General features: G+C 73.5%; 13 protein-coding genes and 1 pseudogene. 8 read left to right on the top strand and 6 right to left on the bottom strand.

The window, feature by feature from the left end; translation table 11 throughout:
- The 4 genes from G3I53_RS22780 to msrB all read left to right on the top strand — a co-directional run.
- The coding region (locus G3I53_RS22780; protein ID WP_203610270.1) for a dihydrofolate reductase family protein at positions 1 to 317 on the top strand (317 nt) is incomplete at its 5' end.
- Positions 318 to 575: 258 nt separating this feature from the next.
- Complete coding sequence (locus tag G3I53_RS22775) at positions 576 to 1049, top strand: indole-3-glycerol phosphate synthase (protein WP_205077346.1); 474 nt, start codon at positions 576 to 578, stop codon at positions 1047 to 1049.
- Between the two features lie 108 nt (positions 1050 to 1157).
- Positions 1158 to 2546: a UDP-N-acetylmuramate--L-alanine ligase gene (murC, locus tag G3I53_RS22770; protein ID WP_164338439.1), complete on the top strand. Its 1389-nt coding sequence runs from the start codon at positions 1158 to 1160 to the stop codon at positions 2544 to 2546.
- A 14-nt stretch (positions 2547 to 2560) separates the two neighbouring features.
- Positions 2561 to 2968, top strand: a complete 408-nt coding sequence (gene msrB, locus G3I53_RS22765) for a peptide-methionine (R)-S-oxide reductase MsrB (RefSeq protein ID WP_164338438.1) — start codon at positions 2561 to 2563, stop codon at positions 2966 to 2968.
- Positions 2969 to 2995: 27 nt separating this feature from the next.
- On the opposite strand, the gene G3I53_RS22760 is transcribed toward msrB, so the two are convergent.
- Positions 2996 to 4429, bottom strand: a complete 1434-nt coding sequence (locus tag G3I53_RS22760) for a HAMP domain-containing sensor histidine kinase (protein WP_164438717.1) — start codon at positions 4427 to 4429, stop codon at positions 2996 to 2998.
- Positions 4429 to 5118 (bottom strand): response regulator transcription factor, encoded by a 690-nt coding sequence (locus tag G3I53_RS22755; protein ID WP_164333448.1) that lies wholly within the window; start codon positions 5116 to 5118, stop codon positions 4429 to 4431. The genes G3I53_RS22760 and G3I53_RS22755 overlap by 1 nt, the downstream gene beginning before the upstream one ends.
- Positions 5119 to 5406: 288 nt before the next feature.
- On the opposite strand from G3I53_RS22755, the gene G3I53_RS22750 reads away from it, so the two are divergent.
- From G3I53_RS22750 to G3I53_RS22735, 4 genes are all read left to right on the top strand, one after another.
- Positions 5407 to 6564 (top strand): ABC transporter ATP-binding protein, encoded by a 1158-nt coding sequence (locus G3I53_RS22750; RefSeq protein ID WP_164438716.1) that lies wholly within the window; start codon positions 5407 to 5409, stop codon positions 6562 to 6564.
- On the top strand, positions 6561 to 7268 hold the full coding sequence (locus G3I53_RS22745; protein ID WP_164338724.1) for an ABC transporter permease subunit: 708 nt from the start codon (positions 6561 to 6563) through the stop codon (positions 7266 to 7268). Before G3I53_RS22750 ends, G3I53_RS22745 begins: the two co-directional genes overlap by 4 nt.
- Complete coding sequence (locus G3I53_RS22740; protein WP_164338725.1) at positions 7265 to 7930, top strand: ABC transporter permease; 666 nt, start codon at positions 7265 to 7267, stop codon at positions 7928 to 7930. Before G3I53_RS22745 ends, G3I53_RS22740 begins: the two co-directional genes overlap by 4 nt.
- 119 nt (positions 7931 to 8049) lie before the next feature.
- Positions 8050 to 9006, top strand: coding sequence for an ABC transporter substrate-binding protein (locus G3I53_RS22735; protein ID WP_164338726.1), 957 nt, complete (start codon positions 8050 to 8052; stop codon positions 9004 to 9006).
- A 24-nt stretch (positions 9007 to 9030) separates the two neighbouring features.
- Here the strand turns inward: G3I53_RS22735 and G3I53_RS22730 are convergent, their stop codons facing one another.
- The 4 genes and pseudogenes from G3I53_RS22730 to G3I53_RS22715 all read right to left on the bottom strand — a co-directional run.
- Complete coding sequence (locus G3I53_RS22730; RefSeq protein ID WP_164338727.1) at positions 9031 to 9627, bottom strand: ATP/GTP-binding protein; 597 nt, start codon at positions 9625 to 9627, stop codon at positions 9031 to 9033.
- On the bottom strand, positions 9614 to 9973 hold the full coding sequence (locus G3I53_RS22725; protein WP_164338728.1) for a DUF742 domain-containing protein: 360 nt from the start codon (positions 9971 to 9973) through the stop codon (positions 9614 to 9616). The genes G3I53_RS22730 and G3I53_RS22725 overlap by 14 nt, the downstream gene beginning before the upstream one ends.
- A 1-nt stretch (position 9974) precedes the next feature.
- Positions 9975 to 10406 (bottom strand): roadblock/LC7 domain-containing protein, encoded by a 432-nt coding sequence (locus G3I53_RS22720; RefSeq protein WP_164338729.1) that lies wholly within the window; start codon positions 10404 to 10406, stop codon positions 9975 to 9977.
- 39 nt (positions 10407 to 10445) lie between these two features.
- Positions 10446 to 10756: pseudogene (locus tag G3I53_RS22715) on the bottom strand (histidine kinase); the annotation flags it as partial.

Genomic DNA, 10756 nt, shown 5'->3' with positions numbered 1-10756 from the left:
TCGCCGCCGCCGAGCGGGCCGGGGTGCGGGTGGTGACGGCCGGGGAGGGCGCCGGGGCCGATCCGGAGCGCGCGGTGCGGGCGCTGGCCGGGCTGGGGCACACCCGGCTGCTGACGGAGGGCGGTCCGCGGCTGCTGGGGCAGCTGGTGGCCGCCGGGGTGCTGGACGAGCTGTGCCTGACCGTGGCGCCGATGCTCACCGCGGGTGACGCCCAGCGCATCGCCGGCGGACCGGCGGTGACGATTCCGCGCCGTTTCGCGCTGAAGTCGATGTTGGAGGAGGACGGTTTCCTCTTCACGCGCTACGCACGGCCCTGACCCGGCCCGGGGCGCGGGGTCCTCCGGGCGCCTCCCGGCTCCGGGGGTGCCCCGTCGTGCCCGGTACGACCGGAAAGGGGTTCGAGAGTACCGCTGGTCCGGTCATCGGGCGGAATTCTCCGTTCCGCTTAACCCTCCGGCGGGCACACTGAAACCGGTCGTACCCGTGCGATCACGGGGCAGGATGGTTTCCGCAGGGGCCGGCCCGCCTCGCGGAGGAGAGAGGGCCCGAGGGTCCTCACAGGAGAAGGGGCGCTGGTGTTCACAAGCGTACTGATGATCGAGAAGGCCCTGACGTCCGCCGACGTGGAGTTCGTCACCACCTTGCACGGCGACGAGCCGGTCTCCTTCCACGTCCTGCTCCAACCACGCGGCGAACAGGCGGACCGGCTCCTGCGGGCCATCGACGACGTCGCCCTCGGCGAGCTCGACGAGGCCGTCCGCGAGGGGGAGACCCCCGAGGGCGAGGAGGCCCGGAGCGTGGGCGAGCGGGCCCTGGAGGTGTCCCTGCGGGCCCTGCGCGCCTCCGGCGACCAGGCGCGGGGACGCCTGGTCGAGGACCACCCGCTGGACGCGCTGAAGACCATGGTCGAGGAGGTCGGCGCGGACGAGGTCATCGTCCTCACCGACCCGCACTACGTGGAGGAGTTCTTCCACCGGGACTGGGCCTCACGGGCCCGCCACAAGGTGGGCGTACCGGTGCTGAAACTCTTCTCCCACAGCAAGGCATAGGCTGGGGCGGCGCCTTCCCGGCGAGGGCGCCACGTCCGTCGCGGGCGCGCGCTCGAAGCGGGGCGCGCGGCCCGTCGCCCGCCCGTCGCACCACTGGGGAGAACACGCATGGCACCCGGCCTTCCTACCGCCATGGACCGACCGCACTTCATCGGCATCGGCGGCGCCGGAATGTCGGGTATCGCCAAGATCCTCGCCCAGCGCGGCGCCCGGGTGGCCGGCAGCGACGCCAAGGACTCCGCGACCGCCGAGGCACTGCGCGCCCTGGGCGCCACCGTGCACATCGGGCACGCGGCGGAGCACCTCGCCGACGACGCCAGCTGCGTGGTGGTGTCCTCGGCGATCCGCGAGGACAACCCGGAACTGGCCCGCGCCGCCGCGCTGGGCATCCCGGTGGTGCACCGTTCCGACGCCCTCGCCGCCCTCATGGACGGGCTCCGCCCGATCGCGGTGGCCGGCACCCACGGCAAGACCACCACCACGTCCATGCTGGCCGTCTCCCTGAGCGCCCTCGGCCGCGCACCCTCCTACGCGATCGGCGGCGACCTCGACGCGCCCGGCTCCAACGCGCTGCACGGCACCGGCGAGATCTTCGTCGCCGAGGCCGACGAGTCCGACCGCAGCTTCCACAAGTACGCGCCCGAGGTCGCGATCATCCTCAACGTGGAGCTGGACCACCACGCCAACTACGCGTCGATGGAGGAGATCCACGCCTCCTTCGAGACCTTCGTCGGCCGCATCGTCCCCGGCGGCACCCTGGTCGTCTCCGCCGACCACGCGGGCGCGCGGGAACTGACCCGGCGGCTGGACGGCTCGGTCCGCACCGTCACCTACGGCGAGTCCCCCGACGCCGACGTGCGCGTCCTGTCGGTCGTCCCGCAGGGGCTGCGCAGCGAGGTGACCGTCGACCTCGACGGCGCCCCGCTCACCTTCACCGTGTCGGTCCCCGGCCGCCACTACGCCCACAACGCCGTGGCCGCCCTCGCCGCGGGCGTGGCGCTGGGCATCCCGGCCGCGGAACTGGCCCCGGCCCTCGCCGCGTACACCGGGGTCAAGCGGCGCCTGCAGCTCAAGGGCGAGGCCGCGGGCGTCCAGGTCATCGACTCCTACGCGCACCACCCGACGGAGATGACCGCCGACCTGGAAGCCATGCGCTCGGCCGCCGGGGACGCCCGCATCCTGGTCGTCTTCCAGCCGCACCTGTTCTCCCGCACCCGCGAGCTGGCCAAGGAGATGGGCCAGGCCCTCACCCTGGCCGACGCCTCGCTGGTGCTGGAGATCTACCCGGCCCGCGAGGACCCGATCCCGGGCGTCACCAGCGAGCTGATCATCGAGGCGGCGCGGGCGGCCGGCGCGGACGTCACCCCGGTGCCCGACACCGCGGACGTCCCGTCGCTGGTGGCGGGAATGGCGAAGCCCGGGGATCTCGTTCTCACCATGGGAGCGGGCGACGTCACCGACCTCGGCCCGCGGATCCTGGACCGTCTGTCGAACTGAAGGGCTGCATCCTCATGCCGTACGACGTGGAGAAGCCGGACGAGCAGTGGCGCGCGGAACTGTCGCCGGCCGAATACGCGGTGCTGCGCCAGGCGGCGACGGAACCGGCGTTCACCGGTGAGTACACCGACACCAAGACCGAGGGCGTCTACTCCTGCCGCGCCTGCGGCGCCGAGCTGTTCACCTCGGACACCAAGTTCGAGTCGCACTGCGGCTGGCCGTCCTTCTACGACCCGCGGGACTCCGAGGCGGTGGAGCTGGTCGAGGACCGCTCCCACGGCATGGTCCGCACCGAGGTGCGCTGCGCCCGCTGCGGCTCCCACCTCGGCCACGTCTTCGAGGGCGAGGGCTACGCCACGCCCACCGACCAGCGCTACTGCATCAACAGCATCTCGCTGCGGCTCCAGCCCGCCGACGGCTGACCGCACCGCCGCGCCCGGGAGCACCGGTCATCCGGGTGCGGCGTCCCGGCCGCGGAGGGGCAGCCGGACGGTGAACACCGTGCCGCCCGGGCCGCCGGTCAGCTCCACCGTCCCGCCGTGCGCGCCCACCAGGGAGCGGGCCACCGACAGGCCGAGCCCGCTGCCGCCCCGGTCGCGGCTGCGGGCCCGGTCGACGCGGTAGAAGCGGTCGAAGACCCGCTCCCGGTGCTCCTCCGGGATGCCAGGGCCCTCGTCGGCGACCCGGATCAGCACCTCGTCCGGCCCGGTCCGCACCGTCACCGACACCGGCGTCCCGGGCGGGGTGTGCACGGCCGCGTTGGTCAGGAGGTTGTCCAGGACCTGCCGGATCCGGTCCGGGTCCAGCCGCAGCCGCAGCGCGGTCCCCGCCGACACCGTCAGCGGGCGGTCCGGATGCCCCGCCCGGAAGGCGTCGGCGGCCTGCCGGACCAGCTCCGCCACGTCCGTCCGCGCGGTGCGCAGCGGGGCCCGGGCGTCGGCCGCGTCCAGCCGGGCGAGCAGCAGCAGGTCGTCCAGCAGGACCCCCATCCGGGCGGCCTCCGCGCGCAGCCGGGCCAGGTGCCGCTCGCGCTCCCCGGGCGCGTTGGCCGCCGCGTACCGGAACAGGTCCGCGTAGCCGCGCACCGACATCAGCGGGGTGCGCAGCTCGTGCGAGGCGTCCGCGACGAAGCGGCGCAGCCGCTGCTCGGCCTCCGCGCGCACCGCGAGGGAGTCGTCGATGTGCTCCAGCATCGTGTTGAAGGCGGTGCGCAGCTCCGCGACCTCCCGGCCGCCGTCCCGGCCGTCCGCGCGCAGCGGCAGCCGGGCCGCCGACTCGGTCAGGTCGTGCGAGGCGATGCCGTGCGCGGTGCGCGCCATGTCGCTCAGCGGCTCCAGCCCGCGCCGCAGCATCCGCCGTCCGGCCGCCACCAGGGCCGCCAGCGCCAGCGCGAACACCACGACCTGCACCGTGATCAGCCGCTCCACGGTCTCCTCGACGTCGGTGACGGGCGCCGCGCTCACCAGCACCACCCCCGGCCGTACCTCGCACCCGCGCAGCCGGTAGGTGCCCTCGCCGTCGATCCGCGCGGTGCGCACGAGCTCGGTGTCGGAGTGCGCCATCGTCCGCGCCAGGGCCGCGAACGCCCGGGTGTCCTCGGGCACGTCCGCCGGCCTGCGCAGCCGCACCTCGCCGTCCGCGACGTCGTAGACGGCCGTGTACCAGCCGTAGTACGGCTTGCGCTGCACCGTGCCGTGCGCCGCCGCGTCCTTGGCCTGCACGGTCTGCACCAGCTTGAGCTGGGTCGCCAGCTGCTGCTCCAGGTAGTCGCGCATGTAGGCGGTCAGCGCGGTGCCGACGACGGCGAACACCGCGAGCGACAGCGCACCGAGGCCGAGCGTCAGCCGGGTGCCCAGACGCAGCCGCCCGGCCGGCCGGCTCATCACTCGGCGGCCTGCCGTATGACGTAGCCGAAGCCCCGCACGGTCCGGATCAGCGGCGGTCCGGTGTCGTCCAGCTTGCGCCGCAGCCGGCTGACCACCAGCTCCACCACGTTGGAGCGGCCGCCGAAGCCGTACTCCCACACGTGGTCCAGGATCTGCGCCTTGGTCAGCACGGCAGGGGAGCGGCGCATCAGGTACCGCAGCACCTCGTACTCGGTGGGCGTCAGCGACAGCAGCCGTTCACCGCGCCGGACCTCGCGGGTGTCCTCGTCCATCGTCAGGTCCGCCACCCGCAGCACCGGCGGCCGGGGCGCCGGCCCGCCGCTGCGCCGCAGCACCGTCCGCAGCCGGGCCATCAGCTCCTCCACGGCGAACGGCTTGACCAGGTAGTCGTCCCCGCCCCGGGTCAGCCCCTCCACCCGGTCGGCGACGCCGTCCCGGGCGGTGAGGAACACCACCGGCACCATGGTGCCCGCGCGCCGCAGCCGGTCGAGCACGCCGAAGCCGTCGACGTCCGGCAGCATCAGGTCGAGCACCACGATTTCCGGGCGGAACCGGGCGGCGCGACGCAGCGCCTGGGCACCGGAGTTCGCGGTGACCGCCTGCCAGCCCTCGTAGCGGGCGACGGTGGCGACCAGGTCGGCGATGGGCGGATCGTCGTCCACGACGAGCAGGCGTACGTTGTCCACCCGCTCATACTGCGGCACTCGGCGCCCCCTGCCGCAGGCCCCGGCGGACTCCTGGCGGACATCGACAGCAATCCGACAGGAACGCCCGCGCGTGGACGGCGCGGAACGGACCGGGATCAGGGGGTTTCCGACGGGCGCGGCTGGGCAGGTGGCGGCATGGCGCGCGTGGCCCGGACCTCGGGACCCGCGCGCTCCGGCGTGCTGTCGGTGGCGGTGTCTAGACTCGTCCGGCGACCCAGCGCGTGACCCCTGGCCAGAGTTCTGCCACCCCGAAGGGCATTCGGCGTCTTGATACGGATCGACTCAGTCACGAAGCGGTACCCGGACGGCACGGTGGCGGTCGACCGGCTGTCGCTGGACGTCCCCGACCGCTCCATCACCGTCCTCGTGGGGCCGTCGGGCTGCGGCAAGACGACCACCCTGCGCATGATCAACCGGATGGTCGACCCCACCGAGGGAACGATCCTCCTCGACGGCGAGGACATCCGCCGCCGGCCGGTCACCGCCCTGCGCCGGTCCATGGGCTACGTCATCCAGAACGCCGGGCTCTTCCAGCACCGCACCATCGTCGACAACATCGCCACCGTGCCCCGCATGCTCGGCTGGGGACGGCAGCGCGCCCGGCAGCGCGCCGCGGAACTCATGGAACGCGTGGGCCTGGACCCCTCGCTGGCCAAGCGGTACCCCTACCAGCTCTCCGGCGGCCAGCAGCAGCGCGTCGGGGTGGCGCGGGCGCTCGCCGCCGACCCGCCGGTCCTGCTGATGGACGAACCCTTCTCCGCCGTCGACCCCGTGGTCCGCAAGGGGCTGCAGGACGAACTCCTGCGGATCCAGGACGAACTGGGCAAGACCATCGTCTTCGTCACCCACGACATCGACGAGGCCATCAAGCTGGGCACCATGGTCGCCGTACTCCGGGAGGGCGGCCGGCTCGCCCAGTACGCGCCGCCCGCCGACCTGCTGTCCGCGCCCGCCGACGCCTTCGTGGAGGACTTCCTGGGCGCCGACCGCGGCATCCGCCGGCTGTCCTTCCTGCCCTCCGGCGCACTCGAACTCACCACGGACACCGTCGTGCCCGCCCACGCCGCCGCCGAACGGATCGCCGGCACGGACCCCGGCGCCGAACACCTGCTGGTCACCGACGAGGACGGCCGCCCCCTGGGCTGGGCCGCCCGCCGGGACCTGCTCGCCGGCGACCTGCCCGCCGACCGGCTGCTGCCCCACGGGCGGCCCTTCGTGCCCGGCACCGACTCCCTGCGCGTCGCCCTCGACCGGGCCGTGCTCTCGCCCACCGGCCGGGCCGTCGCCGTGGACGCCGCCGGCCGGGTGACCGGCGTCGTCTCCCAGCAGGCCATCGCCGAGGCCGTCCGCGCCGCCCACGCGGCGGCCGGCACCACCGAGGACACCGGCGACGGCCGCGCCGACAAGGCCGGGGTCGCCCCGTGACCGGATTCTTCGACATCCCCAGCGACCTCCAGCACAGCTGGGCCGGACTGATCGGCCTCCACGTGCGGGAGGCGCTGCTGCCGGTCGCCGCCGGACTGCTGCTCGCGCTGCCGCTCGCCCAGCTGTGCGTGCGCTTCCGCAGGCTGTACCCGCCGGTCCTGGGCTTCACGACCGTGCTCTACGCCATCCCCTCGCTGGCCTTCTTCGTGGTCCTCATCGACTACACCGGCCAGACCGAACTCACCGTGATGATCCCGCTCGCCGTGTACAGCCTGGTGGTGCTGGTCCCGGCGATCGTCGACGGGGTGCGCTCGGTGCCCGAGGAGACCCTGGCCGCCGCCACCGCCATGGGCTTCGGACCCGTACGGCGCTACGCCCAGGTGCAGTTGCCCCTCGCCGCGCCCGCCATCATCGCGGGCCTGCGGGTGGCCACCGCCTCCAGCATCTCCCTGGTCAGCGTCGGCGCCCTGATCGGCAACCAGGGCGCGCTCGGCAACCTGCTGGCCGCCGCGCAGAAGTACGACCGGCCCGAGCTCGCGGTGAACGCCGTGATCACCATGGCCGTCCTGGCGATCGTCTGCGACGCCCTGCTGGTCCTGCTCCGCCTCCTGCTGACGCCGTGGATGCCCCGCTCGGGGGCCGGCACGCGGCGACGGCCGAAGGCCGCCGGACGCCGGCCCGAGCCCGAGGGGGCGATCCGGTGAACGTCCTCACCTTCGTCGACGCCTTCTTCAGCGACGCCGCCCACTGGCACGGCTACGACGGCATCCCCCGGCGCCTGCTGGAGCACCTCCAGTACACGCTGCTCGCGCTCTCCGTCGCCGCCGCGATCGGCCTGCCCGCCGGTCTGCTCACCGGGCACACCGGGCGCGGCGGCAACGCGGTCGCCTTCGTCGCCAACGCCGCCCGCGCGCTGCCCAGTTTCGGGCTGCTGGTGCTGGTCGTCCTGCTCATCGGCTTCGGCCTGCTGCCCGTGATGATCCCGTTGGTCGTCCTCGCCGTGCCGCCGATCCTGGTGACCACCTACGAGGCGGTGCGCACCGTCGACCCCTCCCCGGTGGACGCCGCCCGGGGCATGGGCATGCGGGAGTCGCGGATCCTCTTCCAGGTCGAACTGCCGGTGGCGCTCCCGCTGGTCCTCAGCGGGCTGCGCTCGGCCGCCATCCAGATCGTGTCGACGGCCACCATCGCCGCCTACGTCAGTCTCGGCGGCTTCGGCCGGTACATCATCGACGGGCTCTACCAGCGCGACTACGCCAAGGTCGTCGGCGGCGCCACCCTGGTCGCCCTGCTGGCGCTGCTCACCCTCGGCGTGTTCTGGGCCGCCGGACGCCTGGCCGTCTCCCCCGGAGTACGCCGCCGCTGACGACGACGCACCCCCGGCATCGGACGCCGGGATTCCGCCACCCCCCGGGACCCCGGGGCGGGAAAACCGTGATCAGGACGTTCTTGACGGGCCGTGAAGCGGCTGGATTGGATCGGTCAATGACTTTCACCGCGCACAGCAGTCGGACCAGGACGAGGCACACCGGCGCGACGGCCGTCGCGCTCACCGCCGCCGCGGCGCTGCTCGCGGGCTGTTCCTCCGGCGACACCTCCGACGACCCCCTGGCGGGCGAGAAGGCCGAGGCCGGGACCGTCGTCGTCGGCTCCAACAACTTCGCCGAGAGCACCCTGCTCGCCGACATCTACGGCGAGGCCCTGCGGGCCAAGGGCATCAAGGTGACCTACAAGCACAACATCGGCAGCCGGGAGACCACCTACGGCCTGATGAAGAACGGTTCCATCACCGTCCTGCCCGAGTACAACGGCTCGCTGCTCGCCTACCTCGACCCCGAGGCGGAGCAGAAGTCCGCGCAGGACGTCAACACCGCCGTCAAGGCGAAGCTGGACAAGAGCCTGACGCTGCTGGAGTCCTCGCCCGCCGAGGACAAGGACTCGGTCGCCCTCAACGCGCGGACGGCAAAGAAGTACGGCCTCACCGCGGCGTCGACCCTCGCCGACCTCAAGGAGGCGGCACCGGACCTGGTGATCGGCGGCTCACCGGAGTTCCAGACCCGGCGGCAGGGCCTGAAGGGCCTGAAGGACGTCTACGGGCTGGAGTTCAAGTCGTTCAAGGCGCTCGACGCGGGCGGGCCGCTCACCCAGGAGGCGCTGACCCGCGACACCGTGCAGGCGGCGGACATCTTCACCACCGACCCGACCATCGTCAAGGAGAAGTTCGTCGTCCTGAAGGACCCGGAGAACCTCTTCGGCTTCGCCAACGTGACCCCGCTGGTCAACAAGGAGGGCCTCTCCCAGGAGGGCGTCGACGCCCTGAACGCGGTCTCCGCCGCGCTGGACACCGCGGCGCTGCTCGACCTGGACGCCCAGGTGCAGCTGGAGAAGAAGGACCCGCTGGACGTGGCCAAGGCATGGCTGAAGTCCGCGGGCCTCGACTGACGGCGGCGGAGACCCGCGCGGGAGTCAGGAGGCCGTGGCGGCGGCCGCGATCAGCCGGTCGATCAGGGCGATCAGCACGTCCCGGCACGACTCCCGCTCCCGCGCGTCGCACAGCAGCACCGGCACGCCCTCCGGCAGCGTCAGCGCCTCCCGGATGTCGTCCACGGGGTAGGGGTGCTCGCCGTGGAAGCCGTTCACGGCGACGACGAAGGGGATGCCCCGGCGCTCGAAGAAGTCGATCGCCGCGAAACTGGACCGCGGCCGGCGCACGTCCACCACGACCACCGCGCCCAGCGCCCCCAGGGCCAGGTCGTTCCACATGAACCAGAACCGCTGCTGGCCGGGCGTGCCGAAGAGGTACAGCACGAGGTCGTCGGAGACGGTGATCCGGCCGAAGTCGAGGGCGACCGTGGTGGCACGTTTCTCCTCGATGCCGTCCAGGTCGTCGACGTCCAGCCCGGCCAGGGTCAGCGGCTCCTCGGTGCGCAGCGGCACGATCTCGCTGACCGAGCCGACCATGGTGGTCTTGCCCACGCCGAAGCCCCCGGCGATCAGGATCTTGACCGTGTCGGGTGCCCGGCGTGGGTGCGGTGCCTCGGCGGTGGCGTCAGAGGCGGCCAAGTCCGTCCCTCACTTTCTGCAGCAGGTCCAGGTCCGGGGTGGTACGGGTGACCGGGTGCGGGGGCCGCGCGGTGATCCGGCCCGCCTCCAGCAGGTCGCACAGCAGGATCACCACCACGCTCACCGGCAGGTCCAGCCGGGCGGCGAGCTCCGCCACCGCCACCGGCTCCGCGCACATCCGCAGGATGCGCGTGTGCTCCGGCTGCGGCCGGGTGCCCGTCACGGGCTGCGGATCCACCGCCGTGACCGTGGTGATCAGCGTGAAGTCGGCCCGGCTGGGCCGGGTCCGGCCGCCCGTCAGCGTGAACGGTCGTACCAGCCGGCCCGCCGGATCGCCTCCGCCCACCTCACACGCCGGGGTCGACGACGGGCCCGGCGGCGCCCCTGGGCGCCGCGCTGAGGTGCTCTCCGATCTTCTTCACCAGCATGTTCATCTGGTAGGCCACCACGCCGACGTCCGCTCCCGGCCCGGTCAGCACGACGAGGTGCGCGCCGGGGCCGGCGGCGGTGAGGATCAGGTAGCTGTTGGCCATCTCGATGAGCGCCTGGCGCACCGGCCCGCCCCGGAAGTCCATGCTGACGCCCTTGCTGAGGCTCATCAGGCCGGAGGCGGTCGCGGCGAGGCGTTCCGCGTCGTCCCGCAGGAAGCCGGTGGACTTGCTCACCACCAGCCCGTCCTCGGACAGCACCACGGCCTGGTTGACGTCGGCGACCCGCTCCACGAGTCCGGTCAGCAGCTGGTCGAGCTGGGTGTGCGTGGCGGGGATGGGGCGTGTCATGGCGGTGTTCCTTCGTGTGCGGTGGTCGGCGATCGTCGGTCAGCGATCGGCGGGAGGGGTGGAGAACTCGGGCGGGGCGGCGGGCACATGTTCCGCCGCCGGGCCGGTGTCGTCGGGGGGCGGCCCGGCGGCCCGGCCGGCGGTGCCGTCGTCGGTCCGGCCGTCGTGGCCGTCCTCGTCGTCCCGTGCCCGGAACGTGCCGCGCTGGAAGCCGGCCAGGGAGGAGGCGGCCCGTTCCGCGGTGAAGTCCCCGGCGGGGGCCTCCTCGGGCTGCGGGGCGGCCTCCTCCAGCAGTTCGGCCGCCAGGCTGGTCTGCGGCACCCGGCGGGGGAGGGGCGCGAGCCCGCCCG

The organism is Streptomyces sp. SID14436 (assembly GCF_010548465.1).
In the GTDB taxonomy this organism is placed as follows: Bacteria; Actinomycetota; Actinomycetes; order Streptomycetales; family Streptomycetaceae; genus Streptomyces.
This window is presented reverse-complemented; position numbering and strand designations above follow the sequence as displayed.